The following is a 17,768-nucleotide window of genomic DNA, read 5'->3' on the forward strand; positions in this document are numbered from 1 at the left end:
CGCTTCATCGCCCTCGCCGGGGGGCAGCCCGGAGGCCGCATTTCGTCCCCTCGAGGAGACTGAAATCGTTTCGCGTCAATATGACGGCACCATTCCGGCGGCACCCGCACATTTCAACCATTGCCGCATGGCACAGCGATGAATGTCTGCTGGTCGCCGCGCTTGACCAGCAGCAGCGCCGACTTCCTGCTGGATTTTGCCGCGACACTAATGGCTTGGCTGGTCTCCTTTGCAGTCTTCACCGGCACGCCATTGACCGAGATGATGATGTCTCCCAATTCGATGCCGGAGGTGGCTGCCGGCTGGTCCGGATCGACACCCTCGACCACGGCACCATCCACCTGTGAAGGCACATTCAAGGCCTGGCGAACGGTTCGATCGAGGTCACCAAGCGCCAGACCGAGTGTTGGAAAACTGGAATGCAGCGGTTGCGAAGAGGTGGTTACGGCCACCGGTTTGACGCTGACGTCATTGCCGCCGATGACCACCGACAACGCAACTGTCTTCCCATTGCGCCAAACGGACAGCGCCTCCCTTTTTCCCGGCAAGAGATCCGCCACGGCTCGAGACAGGGTCTTGGGCTCGTTGATGGTTCGACCGGCAAATCCGGTAATGACGTCGCCGGTCTCGACGCCCGCATGAGAGGCGGGCGATCCGTCGCCGACATTAGCGACCAAGGCACCTTCGGGCTTCGGCAGGCCGAGGGCGTTGGCGAGGTCCGTTGTCACCGGCTGCAACTCGATGCCGAGCAGCCCATGTTCGATCGAACCGTTCTTCATCAGCTTGGCGACGATCTTTTCGGCCTCATTGGAAGGGATCGCAAATCCGACGCCGACACTGCCGCCATTGGGCGAGTAGATCGCGGTGTTGATACCGACGACAGTGCCGTTGGTGTCGACAAGAGGTCCACCCGAATTTCCGTGGTTGATCGGCGCATCGATCTGAAGGAAATCGTCGTAGGGACCACTGTTGAGGTCGCGCCCGCGGGCGGAAACGATCCCGGCAGTGACCGTCGTTCCGATGCCGAACGGATTGCCAATCGCCAGAATCGGGTCGCCTGCCCTGAGCCTGTCGGAATCGCCCCAGGCAACAGTGGGAAGAGGCTTCCCAGCCTTTATTTTCAGGACCGCAAGGTCCGATTTTGCGTCGCGGCCGACAAGGGTTGCCGGCAGCTCGGTTCCATCGTCAAGCGTCACCATGATATCCGAAGCTCCGTCGATGACATGGTTGTTGGTGACGATGGTGCCGTCTGAACTGATGATGAAGCCGGAGCCGAGGGCCTCTGCCAGTTGCGTCGCTCCCTGCGGTGGTGCCTTGGGCGCCGGAATTCCCCGATTGCTGAAGAATCGAGGCATCCGCTCATCGGACGACAGACCGCTGTCTGAGGGCTGGGATTGGCCATCGGGCGCCGATGAAGTTTTCATGATCGACGTGATCGTCACCACTGCTGGTTTGTCGGCCGCAACGATCGGAGCATAGGAGGTGACCGAAGCGCGATTGGCGGAGGCCTCCGGGGAGGAGCCCATTTTCGTATCGGCCAAACTCGCGTTCAGAGCGACCCCAGCGACGAGCGGCCCTACGAGGACGGCGGAGAAAAGCAGCACGGCGCGGTGCCTGCGGAGGATCTTGAAAGTTGACATGGTCGCGACCCGTGCGAGGCTTTGGTCCTGGCGCCGTGGCGTGTTCCTCGTGCGGAACCGTCTATCCGGCGTACGGCCGATCGGATGCGCTAGCCTCGCTGATTAGCTTCCGATCAAGCCGATTTACTAGGCTGGGCTTCAGTCAACTCTGGCCACTTCAGCTGCCTGGTCTGGAATCAAGAGCACCCGGTAGGTTGTCCCCTCGCATTCGAGCAGGTAGGCGGTCTGATTTGGTACGGACTCGGCCGCAATGCGTTTGGCAGAACTTGGATTTTTGCAAGGGAAGCCTTGGCTTCGCACCTGGTCGGCAACCACGGTTGCCACGGTGTCCTGATCTTTGGCTGTAGCCGACGCTACTGTGCCGGCGAGACAGATCGACATGAAAACGCCGGCGCCAATGGATGATATCTGCAACAGCGCTCGATTGCAGCCCATTTGTAGTCTCCTCTTCGTATGTCTGCCGGCAACCGCTACCGCAGAAAATTGGTGGCTTCGATCTTGGAAGACGTCTTTCGCAGACGGCCACATTGTGACCGACTCCGACAGGTTGCTGCCGCCAGCCCGACATTCATCTACTTGCCATTCCTGGGCCGCCTTCCATCGCGTTCGACAGCAGCATACCGGCTGGTTTGTGGACGGCTTTGTCTGCTTTGCGGCGGCTGGCCCTTCCTTGCGCTTATCACCCCTGGTATGCCCATCGGAGGATGCTGCGTGTCCAGTCCGGGCATCGGTCCCGACGGATGTTCGGCGGACCGGTATCAGTTCGGCCAATGCGACGGGGGACCACGTATTTGAGCATGATCTGGTGCTGCGCGCCCAGTTCGTGGTGTTACGGCAGCGGCGGGCGACCGGCCCTCTATCACATCTTTCCATTATGCCCGGGCGGCATCCTGTTCTGATATAGTGTGGTAGAAGTCCGATATCTCGGGGGACTGATCGTGTCGTCTTCTGGTAGGGCGAGGCCCTGATGCCGATTTGCGCGGCAGCAGTAGCCGCGTCCGGAGGTGTCCAAAAATGAAAGCACAGCCGCTGCTGCGGAAGTATGGCTCGACAATAGCCATTTGCGGCGCCGGCTTGTTGGTATTCTGGCTGTCCAGCGAACTGGCTGAGACCGCCGGACCCAATACTTACGTGCGTATGACCCTCCTCGCCGTAACTGCGATCTTGACCGGCTTTCTCATTCAAGGGCCGCAAGGGCAGGGTGCGTTGGATCGCGCTGGGTATGACGCGCCCGAGTTCTTGGAGGGCATTCCCGGACTGGCATGGATCGTCGACCCGGAAGGCCGGTTGACCAAGGCGAGCACGAGCCTTCGGGCCTATCTCGGCACCGTCGACACCAGCAATCTCCATTGCCGGCAGGTTATTCATCCGGAGGATTTCGACCGAACCGCGGGCCTCATGTCGCAATGCCTGGAGAATGGCCAGGAATTTCATGGCGCGTACCGGCTTCGTCGCCACGATGGGGCTTACCGCTGGTTCCGTGTCGCGGCTTGCGCCAGGCATGATCGGAACGGCAAGTTCATCGGGTGGTATGGCATCCTGCTCGATATCGACGACTTGAAGAAAGTGGAACAGGCTCTGGGGGCCAGAGAGTTCCAGCTCCAGCGGCTGATCGACGCCCTTCCGACACTGGTCTGGTCCGCCCGCCCGGACGGTTCAACCGAATTCCTGAGCCGAAGATGGCACGAATACACGGCGCTGTCTCAGGAGCAGGCAGCCGGCTGGGGTTGGACTGCCGCCATACATCCGGACGATCGAGACCGGCTTGTCGAATACTGGCGATCTCTCCTGGCAGCCGGTGCGCCGGGCGAGATCGAGGCCCGGCTACGCCGTTTCGATGGCCAGTACCGCTGGTTCCTTTTCCAAGGCGAGCCAATGCGCGATGCCTCCGGCACTGTGATCCAGTGGTTCGGGAGCAACACCGACATCGACGATCGCAAGCGGACCGAGGAGGCATTGCGAGCCAGACAGTATGAACTCCAGCAACTTATCGACACCATACCGACACTCGTCTGGTCCGTCACTCCCGAGGGCGAACCAGCCTACATCAACAAGCAGTTGGAAACCTACTACGGCCGCAAGATCGACCCCAGTCCGCCCAAGGAGGGTTCCAAGCTGGACGGGGCACTTGGACGCCTTATGCATCCCGATGACTTGGAGGCTGTAAAGAGAAACCTGATGCACTCATTGAAGACCGGGGAGCCTTTCGCCATGCGGTACCGCAACCGCCGGGGCGATGGCGTCTATCGCTGGGTTGATAATCGCGCCATGCCACTACGGGACGACGATGGCCGCATCGTGAAATGGTACGGCGTCATCATCGACATCGATGACGAGATGAGAGCACATGACGCCGTTCGTGCGACCCAGGACAAGCTTTCGCGCGCTTCGCAGCTTGCGAGCCTCGCCGAGCTGTCGGCCTCGATCGCGCATGAGGTCAATCAGCCCTTGGCGGCTGTCATCACCGACAGTCATGCCTGCCAACGCTGGCTGTCGGCGGATCCTCCAAACCTGCAGCGGGCACGCATTACCGCGGAGCGAATCGTTCGCGATTCCATGGCCGCGGCCGAGGTCGTCGGCCGAATACGAGCACTCTTCATACAAACAGCTTCGTCCAGAACCTCAATCAATCTCAACGAGGTGATCGGCGAGGTGCGTCAGCTGTTGTTCGACGAAATAATCTCGCAGGACATCTTCGTTGGGACCGATCTCGATCCGGCGCTGCCGCCGGTGCTCGCCGACCGCGTGCAGATGCAGCAGGTGCTGGTCAATCTGGTTCGCAACGGGATCGACGCAATGAAGTCGACAATCGACGTGTCGAAATCATTGAAGTTTGGATCACGTCGCTATGGGGAGAACGAGATCCTTGTCGACGTCCGCGACAACGGCGACGGAATTGCCGAACCAGAACGAATTTTCGAACCGTTCTTCACCACGAAGGCGGAGGGGATGGGTATGGGCCTGGCAATCTGTCGCTCGATACTGGAATCACACGACGGCCGGCTTTGGGCAGAGAGCATCGAGCCAAGGGGAACGGTGTTCTCGTTTACGCTGCCGATCCAATCGGGCGACGCGGCATGACCCAGGACGACTGTATCATTTTCATCGTTGATGACGACCACCGCATATGCGAGTCGCTGTGCGACCTTCTGGCGGCAAGAGGCCTGGCTTCCGTCGCCTTCAACTCGATAGCTGAATATCTAGCTTTTCCCCGGCCGGACCTGCCCGGTTGCCTGATCCTCGATGTCGAACTGCCGGACATCAACGGGCTGGAATTCCAGAAACAAACCGGCAACGATCAACATCCGCCTATCGTCTTCATCACCGGACACGGTGACATTCCATCTTCTGTACGCGCCATCCAACGCGGCGCCGTGGACTTCCTCACCAAACCGTTCAGCGAAACCGAGTTGATGAAGTCCATCCACACGGCGATCAATCGGGATTGCGACGTCCGCCTGGAGCGGGCCGAGCTTGTGGCGCTACAGCGCCGCCTTTCCTCCCTGACCTCTCGCGAACGCCAGGTTCTGCCTCTGGTCGTCAGCGGTCTGCTCAACAAGCAGGCGGCCGCCGAACTTGGGATCAGTGAGGTGACGCTGCAAATCCACCGCAGCAAGATCATGCACAAGATGCAGGCTGCATCGCTGGCCGATCTCGTGAGGATCGCCCAAAGGCTGCAAGTACCAGTAACCCATTCTCGGCGCGCGGGAACATCTTCGAAATGAAAACTGCACGGAAATCAACGATCGCGGTTGTCGATGACGACGTTCGGGTCCTCGAGTCGATCGAAGATCTCCTGGAGTCGGCGGGGCACTCGGTCCGTCTGTTCTCATCCCCTCAGTCTTTCCTCGAACGCGACGAGTTGCGTAAGATAGATTGCCTGATAGCCGATATCGGCATGCCAGTTGTCGACGGCTTCGAGCTTCGCCGGCGTGCGCGAATTCTGCGCCCCGACTTGCCCGTCATTTTCATTACGGCGCGCCATGAAGCCGCAGACCAAAGGCGCGCGGCTGCTGAAAGTCATCATGGGTTCTTTCGAAAGCCCTTCGATGCTTCAGCATTGCTTGCGGCGGTCGCCCTGGCCGTTTTGGCCTCATCGCAAGGGGAGTAATGATGACAAGTGATCTGATGACCAGAGAGTACGAACGCATGCTGCTGCAGCCGACGCAGTCATACGCCCGTCCGGTGGCTGTCCCCATCTATGCTGGGACTACCCAAGATGCATTCGTCTTCATCGTCGAAGACGATGTTTCGATGCGCGAAGGGCTGGTCGATTTGTTGGAATCCGTCGGTTTGCAGAGCCAGGCCTTCTCGTCTCCGACCCAGCTATTGAACATGGAATTGCCCGACCTTGCGAGCTGCTTCGTGCTGGACATTCGTATGCCCGGCATCAGCGGTCTCGACTTTCAGGCTCGCCTTGTCGCAGCCGGCATCCGTATTCCAATCATATTCATGACCGGCCACGCCGACGTTCCGATGGCGGTGAAAGCCATGAAGGCTGGTGCAGTCGACTTTCTGACGAAGCCGTTTCGCGAACAGGAAATGCTGGATGCCGTCACAAGGGCCATCGAGCTGGACGGCACGCGCCTCGATAGCAATCGGCGGGCGATCGAGACGTTCACCCGATTTCAGACGCTGAGCGAGCGCGAACGCGAGGTGATGGATCTGGTGACAGCAGGATTGATGAACAAGCAGGTTGCCGGAAGGATTGGAGTGGTAGAATCCACGGTTAAGATTTATCGTGCTCAAGTCATGAGAAGGATGGGCGCGCAATCCCTGGCCGATTTGGTCAGGATGGCCGAGCTGCTGCGCTCGGCACCTGCTCCCACAACTAGCCTCAGGGCTATTTTGGATAGACCTAAGTAGTGTCCAACCCGCCGAACGAATACGGATCTGTACCAAGCCAGAATGGAGACCCGGACACGCTTCCTTTATCCTTGCGCTTCTCTCCGCGGCAGCGCGTAGAGAGACATTTTGCCCGATCGCTATAGAGGGGGTCTGGGAGAGGTATCATCGATGTCGATGTTGCAGGACGTTCTCGACTGGAGCGTGGCCGAAGGAGATTTGCCCTTCGTTGTCGGCTTAATGGGTGACCGAAACGGCGTTCGCTTCTCCTGCTCAGCCAGTGAAGCGGTTCCGGTGGGCAGGGCAGCGGAGGATGCGCTTTTCCGTATTTTCTCGAGGTCGACATCGATTTTCGCGACCGCTGCCATGATCCCTGTCGATCGCGGCAAGCTCGATGCCAGTACTCCCGTCGAAGGCATCGTCAGAAAGCGGACCTGCCAGCGCCACGATCGGTCCAATGCGGACGTGCCGGAGCAAAATCGCTTGCCACCGACCGCGCCTTTCAGCCTCGAACGGAGCCCATCAACAAGGAACCAGGCACTATGACATTCCATATGCTGCAGCCGAGAGAACTGCGGTTTCCTCGCTTCGCGCAACGCGTGGCACCAAGATGCGCTGGCGCCCCTGGTTCCCGACTTCTTTCGGACACCGCCCAATATGATCCCGGAGCGCCGGTCCCGGCGAGTTAAAGGTCGCAAAAAGATGCAAAGAAGATCGCCCGGATCTTCGAGCATGAGGCTGGCAGCGACCAGGACGACTGTCATGGCAAGTGACGGAGAATTAGGGATCGGCGAAATCCTGTGTTTCGGCTGCTACCGCTTGATCGGGGCTGAGCGATTGCTGGTCAAGGATGGCACACCGGTCGCCATCGGCGGCCGCGCGCTCGACGTTCTGATTGCGTTGACCGGCCGAGCGGGTGAGATCGTGAGCGGGCGAGAACTGATCGATCTCGTTTGGCCGGGCGTCTTCGTCGAGGAAGCCAATCTTCGTGTGCACATCGCCGCCATTCGCAGAGTGCTGAGAGACGGCAAAGACGGGTCTCGATACATCGTCAATGTTCCTGGCAGGGGCTACACTTTCGTTGCACCGGTTCGGCGCTCAAACGCGGACGGCACCGACCGGATTGCCGCTCCTGCCGGTTCCGTGCTGCCCCCGAGTCTCCCGGCGCCCTTGCAATTGCTGGTCGGGCGGAACGAGACCGTCGCCACCCTGTCCTCGTTGCTGTTGTCGCGGCGCTTCGTCAGTGTGGTCGGGCCAGGCGGAATAGGAAAGACGACCGTAGCCGTCGCGGTCGGCCACGCGCTGCGTCGGGAATTAGGCGACGATGCGGTTTGCTTCGTTGATCTCGGTTCGCTCACCGCTCCGGCAGACGTTCCCTCTGCCGTCGCATCGGCGCTCGGCTGCTTTGTCCAGGGGCCCGACCCCGAGCCGTATATAAGCGCCTTCCTGGCCGATAAGCGGACCCTGGTCGTTCTTGACAATTGCGAACATGTGATCGAGACGGCTGCGCAGCTGTGCGAACGCCTCTTTCGCGCAGCGCCGTCGCTGCACTTGTTGACGACCAGTCGCGAGTCGTTGCGCGTCGAGGGCGAGTATGTGCATTTGCTGATGCCTCTCGACAGTCCGCCCGACGACACGTCATCTGCCGTTCAGGCGCTGGCTTCGCCCGCCGTCCAGCTTTTCATGGAGCGGGCGGGATCGAGCGGGCACCGTGCCGAGCTCAGCGACACCGAAGCTCCGATCGTTGCGAATATCTGCCGCCGGCTCGATGGAATTGCTCTGGCGATCGAGTTGGTTGCCAGTCGTGTGGGCACCCATGGTATTCAAGGAACCGCCGATCTCCTGGACAGCGGCGCCGGGTTGTTCTTGCAGGGCAGGCGCAGCGCGTTGCCCCGGCATCAGACGCTGCAGGCCATGCTCGACTGGAGCTTCAGGCTACTGTCGGCGGATGAGCAGAGAACCCTCTGCAGGCTGTCCGTGTTCGTTGGCCAATTCACGCTGGCGGCGGCGCATGCAGTCGCCGGGGATGCCGGTGGCGAGACGCAAATGGTCACCAACACGATCGCCAGCCTGATCGACAAGTCTCTCATGGGGATATTGTCGACAAGCGGGCCTGCTTACTACCGGCTCCTGGACACAACACGCGCCTATGCCGCGGCCAAGCTCGCGGAAGGCGGGGAGGCAGAAGCCGCCGAAAGACGTCACGCGTGCTACTTCGTCGGCCTTCTGGCGCAAGGCATGGCCAAAGGGTCAGCTTTTGATGGCCACAACGTAGCCGCCTACGCTCCGCACATCGGCAATGTCCGCAAAGCGCTCGCGTGGAGTTTTTCCAGCTCGGGCGACCGTTCCATCGCCATTGAGCTGGCTGCGCATGGGGCTGCGCTATTCCTGGGGCTTTCACTGCTGGATGAGTGTCAACAATGGTGCCGGCGAGCACTGGGCGCGCTGCACGAGACGGATCACGGGATGCAACTGGAACTGGAGCTCCAGGGGGCTCTGGCGATGTCATCCATGTACGCCCGCGGCAACAGCTTGGAAGTCAGGGCCGGCATCGAGCGAGGCCTGGACCTCTGCGAGGCTTTGCGGGATGGAGGGCGCCAACTCCAGTTGCTTTCTGGACTCTACATTTTTCTCACGCGCCAGGGCGACTTCAGCGGCGCGTTGGCAGCCGCCAAACGAAGCGACACCGTTGCCAAGGCGAGCGGAGGCCCGACCGAAAACGCAATGACCGAATGGATGTTGGGTGGATCATATCATTTGACCGGCAATCAGGCGGCCGCGCTGCGTCACTGCAAACAAGGCATGGCGCTTGCGTCAGATTTCAAGCTGGGGAGGGTGAGCTTCTTTGGCCACGACCACCATGTGTCAGGGCTCGCAACGCTGGCCAGGTCTTTATGGCTGTGCGGCTTCGCGGACCAGGGTTGCAAAGTCGCACGTCAGGGAATCAGGACTGCGCAGGGCTACGATCACCCGGTCTCATATTGCATTGCTCTCATCTATCTCATCCCTGTTCTCCACTGGAGTGGCGATCTTAAAGCAGCGGAAGAGCATACCGAAATCGTAATCGAGCAGGCTATCAAATACTCCCTTGCTCCCTATCACGCCGTTGGCCTCGCGCTGAAGGGTGAATTCATGGTCGCGCGCGGCGAGGCGGCATCGGGCGTCGAAATCTTGCGGGCAGGACTGAAAGCGATGGATGCCAATCGGTACCGCATCGTGACGTTGCCGGCATCGCGTGCCTTGGCCGAGGGCCTGGCCCTTTCCGGTCGACCGGAGGAAGCGCTGGCCACTATAGACGAGGCTGTGGAGCATGCGGAGCAAGTCGGCGAGATACTGTGGTTGCCCGACTTGCTGCGCGCCCGAGGCGAAATCCTGCTGACGCAGCCGAGACCGGACCTTCCTGCAGCAGAGGGCTCGCTGCTCCGTTCGATCGATCGTGCGCGCAAGCAATCCGCCCTGGGTTGGGAGTTGAAAGCTGCAATTCCTCTGGCACGCATGTGGGGGGAACACGGCCGGAGCGGGGACGCCCGCTCCATGCTCGAACACATCTATCAGCGGTTCAAAGAGGGATTTGGAACCCAAGATCTGGTTGCCGCTCGCCGACTTCTCGACGAACTGAGCTCGACCAGCTGAGCTGGGCAAACCAGTCGCGGTCCGCTTCCAACCCCATGGCTCTTTCATGCTCGCGCCAGGCGCCTGGAGCCTGGAGCGATGCCCCACGCATGGGCTTATTCACAGCCTGTCTTGGGCGCGAATATTTACAGCTATTTGCAACGCTGAACTCGCCTCACAGCTCATAGAGCGGATAGTTCCTTGGCATGGAGTACCAGACAATCGCCACGCTGGAGGGAGTCAGAATTGGGACATTCGCGTGGCTTCATCACACCGAACGCTCCGGACCATTTCCTCCCCGGCAGCACAATAGTTTTGGCGCGCGCCCGTTCGCAAGCTCAGGCGGATCGATCGCCCACAGCCCTAAGGCGCGTCGCATTGAAACGGATTCAGGCGATGCGCTTTAAGTCTTTGTTTTTATGCATGTCGTTGCCCCAAAACCAGGGCCGCTTTTAGGCGACATGCACCAGGTACCGCCCACGACCAAATCGAACCCTCTTGGCGCAGGAGCCCGCACCTTATGTTTAGCACCCAATCGACAACGATAGGCGAGCGCGCGGTGTGCATTGCGCATGAAGTGAATCAGCCGCTTACCGCAATACTGACAAACGCGGAAACCGCCTTGCGGTGGTTGTCGAGAGACCCGGCGAATCTCGATGAGGTGAAACGGGCCATTGAACGGATTATCGGCAACAGCCTTCGCGCCGCCGACGTCGTCAGAGGCGTTCGGGACCTTGCTCGAAAATCCCCGCCCGTACCCAACAACCTCGACATCAACGACTTGATCAGAGGTCTCCTCAATCTCGTGAGCCTCGATCTGCGCCATCATCGCATCGCGGTCGAGGTGGAACTCGCTGAGAACCTGGAGCCGATCAGGGGCGATCGGGGTCAGCTGGAGCGGGTCGTCGCCAACCTGGTCGCGAACGGCATCGAGGTGATGAGCATGGTGCAGGACCGGCAACGAAAGCTGCGCATCATCACCCAACTCGACAAGAATGGCGATGTGCTGGTTGCTGTCGCGGACACGGGCACGGGGCTCGATCCAGCGCTTGTCGACCGCATCTTCGATCCCCTGTTCACGACCAAGTGCGAGGGCATGGGTTTGGGACTGTGGATATGCCGCTCTATCGTCACGGCCCACGGCGGCCGGCTGTGGGCCACGCCCAATCTTCCGCACGGAAGCATTTTCCGGTTCGTCGTCCCAGGCCCGGTTGGGCCAAGCACTATTGGGTCAAAAACAGTTGCGCCAAGTCGATGCAAGCAGACGATGCGAACGAACCACCAAGTCGAAACGTTGGTTAGCGGCGCTGCATGCTCATGATCTCGTTCGGCGGCATGAGAAGTCGAACATGCCTGGTTTGAGGAATATTCCAGGTAGCCAGGCTTTCCTGCGGGCGGCTGGTCTCGGCGCCTGTGGCATGCACGTAGACTTCATGCTGCAGACCCCGCCGTTCCTGAGAGACGGCGGGGTTGCTGTGAGACGGTAGGGCCTTCTCAGTCACCCATGAACTGCTGGAGGAGGTTCCTGCCCGCAGTCGAATGGGTCCTGGACGAGCTGATGCCGTCAAACCATCCATTCTGGGAGAAGTCGCCGTAATCGCTGCTGCCATGCTCAGCGTTACGGCCGTGATCGCCGTCGCGGCCGCCGTGCGACGAGGCGGCAAAGGCCCCGGTGAGTGGGATGGCGACGATCATCGCGGCAAGCGCCGCCTTCAGAGGGATAGAACGCATGATTAGATATCCTTTTCGATGAGGATGGCGGCTATTTGTTCACCGCGCATTCCGAGCCACAGGCACTCGGGAACTTTCGAGTTATGATGGTCGTCTCGCCTCTTCTGTTCTCTGCCTGCATCACTTATTTAGCAACTTTCGGAAGTAATACGTAGTATATTAAGGTATCATGCATGTATAAGGTAGTATGGAGTGTCGGTGTTCGGCCCGTGTATGGCTCCAAGGACGATGGTCTCGATTTTCACGCCGAGCGCCCTTGAACTGAACCAGGGTGAACGTGAACGGAACTAGTGCGCGTCGCTCAAAAGTGGCCCCGGTTTTGAGGCAACGACATGGATGGAAACAAAGACCTAAATCGCGTCGCATGGATCCGTTTCGATGCGACGCGCTTTAGGGTGTTCCGACGGCTGCTGGACTGATCTGCACCTTGCTGCCCTCGGCAAGTTCGACCGGCGGATTCAGGATCACCAGGTCACCCTGTTTGACGCCGTCACGGACCTCGACCTCCGTTCCGAGATCGCGCGCCACCGATATTTTCCGAATATGCGCAATGCCGTTCTCGACCACGGCAACCTGCAAACCATCCGCGTTGAAGATGATCGCATCTGCCGACACGGAAAAGCTGGGTGTCTTGCGCGGGATCTGGAGCTCGACAGTACAATAAGTGCCGGGCGTGAGAACACCGTCAGGGTTCGGAATGTCGATTTCGGTCAGCAAGGTCCGTGTGCCCGGTGCCAGCGCATCGGCAATCCGCGTCACCGTGCCGGGGAAGGTACGGCCGGGGATTTCGGGGACCTGGAGCACGGCCTTGACCCCCGGGGTTAGTCCAAAGGCCTGGTCCTGGGGGACGAAGACCTGGGCACGGATCACATCCCCCTGCATGATGGCGAACAGGAAAGTGCTGTTGGTCGTGTCGGCCTGCACCAGGCTGCCGATATCGACGTTGCGTTGAGTGATGACGCCGTCGAACGGGGCGACCACCTGCTGGTAGGCCTGTTGCTGGTCGAGAACGCGCAACTGGTCCTGCTGCGCATTCACGTTGGCCTGCGCAACGCCGACAGCCGCCTCCTGTGCCTTGAGGCTTTGGACGTCGATCGTACCCTGTTCCTTGGTGATCCAGCCCTGGTCCACCAGGGGTTTGTCTCGTTGCCACGTCACCTTGGCGAGATCGAGATTGGCTTGTGCTTGTTGCAGCGCCGCCTTGAACTGTCCCAAGGTTGCCTGGGCCTGCAAAATCTGGTCATCGAGTTCCGGCACGGCAATCTTGGCTAGCAACTGTCCCTTCTTGACCTTGTCCCCGATATCGGCCTCGCGCGTCTCGATATAGCCGCTGGCTCGTGCGAAGATGTCAGCGACGTCGAAGGCGGTTGTGGTGGCGGGCAGGCTGACTTTTACGATGTCGTCGCTCGGCCTTACCGCCGCAACACGCACCTGCGGAATGAAGTCACGCGCCTGTTTGGCCGCAGCCGCGAGTTCGCGGTTGCGCGAATAATATCCCTGGGCGCCATAGGCCAGTCCCGTCATCAGCAGAGCGAGCGCGCCCACTGCAAGCAGCCGGCCTCCGCCTCGGCGCGGCGGCCGCTCCATTGCACCATCCATCACCGTGTCGTCGTCCTGATCCAAACGGTGCCTCGGTTTCATGCGATTTCCTCTTCGAAGACGCCGTGAGCCGTCTTGCCGTCCTGTCCGCTACGCAGCATCGCGAACAGATACGGCACGACGAGGAGCGTCGTGGGCGTTGCAAACAAAAGTCCCCCGATGACGGCGCGCGCCAGTGCGGCATTCTGCTCTTCGCCAGCTCCGCCGATCGCCATGGGAACCATGCCGACGATCATCGCGGCCGCGGTCATAAGCACAGGTCTGATCCGGGTATGACCGGCGTCGATCGCCGCGTCGAACGCGGACTTGCCTGCCAACTGCTGGTCCCGGGCGAAGGTCACGAGCAGGATCGAATTGGCCGAAGCGACCCCGACCGCCATGATCGCACCCATCAGTGAGGGCACGTTGAGCGTCGTGCCCGTGATGAACAACATCGTCACGATGCCGCAAAAGGTCGCCGGCAAGGCAAGGATGACGACGAAGGGGTCGCCGAAGTTCTGATAGTTCACCACCATCAGCAAATAGACGAACACGGCGGCGAACAGGATGCCGATGCCGAGATCCCAGAAGGCATCGTTCATGCTCTGGATCTGCCCTATGACCTGGATGGTGTTTCCGGGCGAAAGCTGCTTCTGCAGGTCGGCGACAATCGTGCTGATCTGGCTGGAGACACTTCCCAGATCACGACCCTGGACGCTTGCATAGACTTCGTAGACTGGCTGGACGTTCGCCTGGTTGGCGTTGGTCGGGAGGCTGTCGCGCTTGAATGTCGCGACGTTGCTGAGTTGCCCGGGAACCTGTGCGCCGGCGGTGTTGATGGTTGAGGACACTGGCGTGTTGCCGAGATCGTTCAATGACGCGATCTTGTTTTCCGGTGTCTGAACGGCGAGGTAGTAGGGAATGCCCGTGGTCGGGTCGGTCCAGAAGTTCGGCGACACCTGCTCGGAGGAACTCAGGCTCACATTGATGTTGTTGGCGATCGTGCTGGCATTGAGGCCGAGCTGCGCCGCCCGCGTGCGATCGATATCGGCATAGAACGCCGGCGCGTCGACTTCCTGCTGCAGATGTGCGTCGACCACGCCGGGAATGGCGGCGATGCGGCGCCGCAACTCCGATGCAACCCGCAGATTGGTAACGCGGTCATAGCCGACCGTACGGACATCGATCTGCGCCGGCAGTCCGAAATTGAGGATCTGCGTGACGATGTCGGCCGACTGGAAGTAGAACAGAACGTCCGGAAACGCGCTGGGCAGCGCCGTGCGTAGCTTGCGCACATAGTCGGCAGTCGGCGCGTGGCCGTCTTTCAATGCGACCTGGATCACACCGTCATTCACGCCGATGGTCGATCCATCCGTGAACGCCAAATTGTAGGAACGCGCCGGCAGGCCGATGTTGTCGACGACAAGCTGGAGGTCGCGATCGGGAACGATCTCGCGGATCTTGTCCTCGACAGCCTGGAAGATCTTCTCCGTCTCCTCGATCCGGGTTCCCGCGGGGGCCCGCACATGGAGTTGGATCTGGCCGCCGTCGATCGCGGGAAAGAAATCGCGACCGACGAGCATCGTCAGCACAGCGCCCAATGCGAGCACCAGGGCTGCAATGACGGGAACGATGAACCGGCGCCTGAGGAGTACGGCCAGCAACTCGGCATAGTGCAGGCGCAAGGCCTCGAAACCACGTTCGAACCTGGCGTGAAACCTGCCGAACCAGCCCGTCGAGGCGCCGTGGCGTTCGCTTTTGAGCAGCAATCCGATGGTGATCGGAGTGAGCGTCCTCGAAAGTCCATAGGATGCGAGCATCGCAAACACCACGGCAAGACCGAGCGGCGTGAACAGATATTTTGCCGGACCTTCCAGAAAGACCACCGATGTGAACACGCAGCTTATGGCCAGCGTCGACACCAGGGTCGGCACGGCGATACCGGCGGCTCCATGCAGCGTCGCCTGCGGCAGCGTCTGTCTTTCCTCGGTGAGCAGGCGATGGGTGTTCTCGAGCGTCACCGTCGAATCGTCGACGAGGATGCCAACCGCTAGCGCCAGGCCCCCCAGCGTCATCGTATTGAGCGTTTCGCCCAGGAAATACAGCGCCACGACTGACGACAGGATCGCAAGCGGGATCGAGATCATGACGACCAGCGTCGATCGCCACGATCCCAGAAACAGCAGGATCATCAGAGCGGTAAGCGCGGCCGCGATCACGCCCTCCCGCAGCACGCCGGCGATCGATTGCTTGACGAACACCGACTGGTCGAAGAGCTCTTTGATTTCCATGCCGGGAGGCGCCGCGGCGCGCGCCGTTTTCAAGGCATCCCGAACGGCATTGACCACCTCCAGCGTCGAGGCATTGCCGTTCTTGATGATACTGAGCAGAACCGAATGCCGGCCGTTCTCGCGAACGATGTTCTGCTGAACGAGCCATCCGTCATGGACTTGGCCGACATCTTTGACGAACACCGTGGCGCCATTCACGACCTTGATCGGGATATCGTTGAGCTCGTCGATGGTTGCCGGCGTGGCGTTGGTGCGCACGACATACTGTGTGTTGCCGATCTTGGCCGTACCCGACGGCAAGGTTAGGTTCTGGGCGTTGACCGCGCTGACGACGTCGAGCGGCGTCAGGCCCTTGGCCAGGAGCTTCGACGGGTCGAGGTCGACCATGATCTGGCGATATTTTCCGCCCGCGGGTGTTGGCAGGGTGACACCCGGGATTGGGGCCAATTGTTGGCGGATCCGATAGATGCCGTAGTCGTAGAGCTGCTGTTCGTTGAGGGTGTCGGAGCTCAGGCTGATCTGCAGGACCGGCACGCTGGAGGCGTTGAACTGCACCACGAGCGGTGCCTGGATTCCCGGTGGCAGGAGGGCGCGAATGGCGTTTGTCGCTGAAACGATCTGCGCGATCGCGAGATCGAGATTCACATCCTGCTGAAAATAGATCTTCTGGACCGACAGCCCCCCTAAGGTCTGTGCCTCGATGTTCTTGATGCCATTGACGTTGGAGCTGATCGCATACTGGCTGTACGTGGTGACACGCTGTTCCATCTCTGGCGTGCTGAGGCCGCCATAGCTCCAGATTACAGTCACCACCGGAATGTTGATTTCCGGAAAGACGTCCAACCGCATCTCGCGACTTGCGACGCCGCCGAGAAAGAGAATCAAGGCAGCCAGCACATAGAACGTGTGCGGAAATCGCAACGCGAACCGAACGATACCCATGTCTCAGCCGATGACCTTCCTGGCAACGTTAGTCGGAACGGCTCGAGCGATGAACGTTGCCGTATTGCCGGATTTTCTTTGAGTGTCTCCGAAATGACTTTGCGCCCATTGCTTTGAATGTCCGGTGCTTGCGCCCAAAAGGCGCCGGCGCCGAGCGTTGCCCTGCGACGCCGCCAGGCTCATGGCCGGGCGCAATCCGCCCCATGGCGCGCGCGACCGGTAAGTCATCGCCAGCTTTGCTTGGCACGAACTGGTTTGGGCACATCAGTGCAGCGGGCGAGACCAATCCTGCCAGCATGTGGATGCTGCGCGCGGCGGGCGGGCCGTCGCCGGGACGGCCCGCCCAGGCCGTCAGGCCCGTCCGCATCGCTTCGCCGGGACAAATCCAATGTCATCGGCCCGCGGCAGCCAGAATGAGGTCGGCGACCTCCTTGGGATGGGAAACCAGCGACAGGTGGCCCGCATCGATCTCCACCGTCGTCGCATGCATGCGTTTGGCAAGGAACCGTTCGAGATCAGGGTTGATCGTCTTGTCCTGCTTCGACACCGCATAGAACGATGGCTTGGAATGCCATGCAGCCTCGGTGGTTCGCCCGCCGAAGATGGTCGCAGCAGTGGGCTCCTGAACGGCATACAGGATCTTGGCTTGCCGGGGCGCGACACCGTTCGCGAAGTATTTCAGGAATGAGTCTTCGGACAATCTGGAGAAGCCATCATTCACCTGGATGCCGGCTCGAACGGGTCCTGCGGGAAACTTTGCGGAAAGACCGACGAAGTCCTCACCGGCATCCGGCGCTCGTGCAGCCACATAGACCAGCGACGTGACCTTGGGATCAGTCCCGGCTTCGCTGATGACGGTGCCGGCCCAGGAATGCGCTACGAGCACGGTTGGCCCATCCTGCAGCGCCAGCGCCCGGCGCGTCTCCGCGACCGAGTCTGCCAGCGACGTCAGCGGATTCTGCACCGCGGTTACTCTGAGGCCGGCTGCCTGAAGGAGCGGGATCACCTCGGCCCAGCTCGATCCGTCCGCCCACGCTCCGTGCACAAGCACGACGTTGCGCGCCACGGTATGCGCGGGCTTGGGCGTGGGATTGTCGGCCGCCACGGCGACTCCCGACAGGCCAAGAGT

At 60.5% G+C, this 17,768-nt stretch carries 13 protein-coding genes; 7 read left to right on the forward strand and 6 right to left on the reverse strand.

The window, feature by feature from the left end; genetic code table 11:
• Window positions 1–113 precede the first annotated feature (113 nt).
• Window positions 114–1,640 (reverse strand): DegQ family serine endoprotease, encoded by a 1,527-nt coding sequence (locus HNQ71_RS26825; RefSeq protein ID WP_184876058.1) that lies wholly within the window; start codon window positions 1,638–1,640, stop codon window positions 114–116.
• A 138-nt stretch (window positions 1,641–1,778) separates the two neighbouring features.
• Window positions 1,779–2,075 (reverse strand): hypothetical protein, encoded by a 297-nt coding sequence (locus HNQ71_RS26830; RefSeq protein WP_184876059.1) that lies wholly within the window; start codon window positions 2,073–2,075, stop codon window positions 1,779–1,781.
• Between the two features lie 579 nt (window positions 2,076–2,654).
• Here HNQ71_RS26830 and HNQ71_RS26835 point away from each other — a divergent pair.
• From HNQ71_RS26835 to HNQ71_RS26865, 7 genes are all read left to right on the forward strand, one after another.
• Entirely contained in the window at window positions 2,655–4,721 is a 2,067-nt protein-coding gene (locus tag HNQ71_RS26835) for a PAS domain-containing sensor histidine kinase (protein ID WP_184876061.1), read from the forward strand.
• A complete protein-coding gene (locus tag HNQ71_RS26840; protein ID WP_184876063.1) occupies window positions 4,718–5,365 on the forward strand; it encodes a response regulator transcription factor in 648 nt (215 codons plus the stop codon). Before HNQ71_RS26835 ends, HNQ71_RS26840 begins: the two co-directional genes overlap by 4 nt.
• Entirely contained in the window at window positions 5,362–5,751 is a 390-nt protein-coding gene (locus tag HNQ71_RS26845) for a response regulator (protein WP_184876065.1), read from the forward strand. The genes HNQ71_RS26840 and HNQ71_RS26845 overlap by 4 nt, the downstream gene beginning before the upstream one ends.
• Before the next feature lie 2 nt (window positions 5,752–5,753).
• Entirely contained in the window at window positions 5,754–6,506 is a 753-nt protein-coding gene (locus HNQ71_RS26850; RefSeq protein WP_246462154.1) for a response regulator transcription factor, read from the forward strand.
• A gap of 150 nt (window positions 6,507–6,656) precedes the next feature.
• Window positions 6,657–7,031: a serine hydrolase domain-containing protein gene (locus tag HNQ71_RS26855; protein WP_184876067.1), complete on the forward strand. Its 375-nt coding sequence runs from the start codon at window positions 6,657–6,659 to the stop codon at window positions 7,029–7,031.
• A gap of 216 nt (window positions 7,032–7,247) precedes the next feature.
• The gene (locus tag HNQ71_RS26860; protein WP_184876069.1) at window positions 7,248–10,118 is read left to right on the forward strand and encodes an ATP-binding protein; all 2,871 of its coding nucleotides are present in this window, start codon (window positions 7,248–7,250) and stop codon (window positions 10,116–10,118) included.
• Window positions 10,119–10,617: 499 nt separating this feature from the next.
• Window positions 10,618–11,418, forward strand: coding sequence for a sensor histidine kinase (locus tag HNQ71_RS26865; RefSeq protein WP_184876071.1), 801 nt, complete (start codon window positions 10,618–10,620; stop codon window positions 11,416–11,418).
• A gap of 173 nt (window positions 11,419–11,591) precedes the next feature.
• Here HNQ71_RS26865 and HNQ71_RS26870 read toward each other — a convergent pair whose 3' ends face one another.
• The 4 genes from HNQ71_RS26870 to HNQ71_RS26885 all read right to left on the reverse strand — a co-directional run bounded on the left by HNQ71_RS26870 (window position 11,592) and on the right by HNQ71_RS26885 (window position 17,759).
• On the reverse strand, window positions 11,592–11,828 hold the full coding sequence (locus HNQ71_RS26870; protein WP_184876073.1) for a hypothetical protein: 237 nt from the start codon (window positions 11,826–11,828) through the stop codon (window positions 11,592–11,594).
• Between the two features lie 390 nt (window positions 11,829–12,218).
• Window positions 12,219–13,469: an efflux RND transporter periplasmic adaptor subunit gene (locus HNQ71_RS26875; RefSeq protein ID WP_184876075.1), complete on the reverse strand. Its 1,251-nt coding sequence runs from the start codon at window positions 13,467–13,469 to the stop codon at window positions 12,219–12,221.
• Window positions 13,466–16,639 (reverse strand): efflux RND transporter permease subunit, encoded by a 3,174-nt coding sequence (locus HNQ71_RS26880; RefSeq protein WP_184876077.1) that lies wholly within the window; start codon window positions 16,637–16,639, stop codon window positions 13,466–13,468. The genes HNQ71_RS26875 and HNQ71_RS26880 overlap by 4 nt, the downstream gene beginning before the upstream one ends.
• 391 nt (window positions 16,640–17,030) lie before the next feature.
• Window positions 17,031–17,759: an alpha/beta fold hydrolase gene (locus HNQ71_RS26885; RefSeq protein ID WP_210334063.1), complete on the reverse strand. Its 729-nt coding sequence runs from the start codon at window positions 17,757–17,759 to the stop codon at window positions 17,031–17,033.
• Window positions 17,760–17,768 lie beyond the last annotated feature (9 nt).

Source organism: Mesorhizobium sangaii (genome assembly GCF_014207355.1).
GTDB classification, from domain to species: Bacteria; Pseudomonadota; Alphaproteobacteria; order Rhizobiales; family Rhizobiaceae; genus Mesorhizobium; species Mesorhizobium sangaii.

What these genes read in the sequence shown, in the direction of transcription:
- HNQ71_RS26825 (WP_184876058.1), bottom strand. Translation starts at nt 1,640, where the DNA reads ATGTCAACTTTCAAGATCCTCCGCAGGCACCGCGCCGTGCTGCTTTTC.
- HNQ71_RS26830 (WP_184876059.1), bottom strand. Translation starts at nt 2,075, where the DNA reads ATGGGCTGCAATCGAGCGCTGTTGCAGATATCATCCATTGGCGCCGGC.
- HNQ71_RS26835 (WP_184876061.1), top strand. Translation starts at nt 2,655, where the DNA reads ATGAAAGCACAGCCGCTGCTGCGGAAGTATGGCTCGACAATAGCCATT.
- HNQ71_RS26840 (WP_184876063.1), top strand. Translation starts at nt 4,718, where the DNA reads ATGACCCAGGACGACTGTATCATTTTCATCGTTGATGACGACCACCGC.
- HNQ71_RS26845 (WP_184876065.1), top strand. Translation starts at nt 5,362, where the DNA reads ATGAAAACTGCACGGAAATCAACGATCGCGGTTGTCGATGACGACGTT.
- HNQ71_RS26850 (WP_246462154.1), top strand. Translation starts at nt 5,754, where the DNA reads ATGACAAGTGATCTGATGACCAGAGAGTACGAACGCATGCTGCTGCAG.
- HNQ71_RS26855 (WP_184876067.1), top strand. Translation starts at nt 6,657, where the DNA reads ATGTCGATGTTGCAGGACGTTCTCGACTGGAGCGTGGCCGAAGGAGAT.
- HNQ71_RS26860 (WP_184876069.1), top strand. Translation starts at nt 7,248, where the DNA reads ATGGCAAGTGACGGAGAATTAGGGATCGGCGAAATCCTGTGTTTCGGC.
- HNQ71_RS26865 (WP_184876071.1), top strand. Translation starts at nt 10,618, where the DNA reads ATGTTTAGCACCCAATCGACAACGATAGGCGAGCGCGCGGTGTGCATT.
- HNQ71_RS26870 (WP_184876073.1), bottom strand. Translation starts at nt 11,828, where the DNA reads ATGCGTTCTATCCCTCTGAAGGCGGCGCTTGCCGCGATGATCGTCGCC.
- HNQ71_RS26875 (WP_184876075.1), bottom strand. Translation starts at nt 13,469, where the DNA reads ATGAAACCGAGGCACCGTTTGGATCAGGACGACGACACGGTGATGGAT.
- HNQ71_RS26880 (WP_184876077.1), bottom strand. Translation starts at nt 16,639, where the DNA reads ATGGGTATCGTTCGGTTCGCGTTGCGATTTCCGCACACGTTCTATGTG.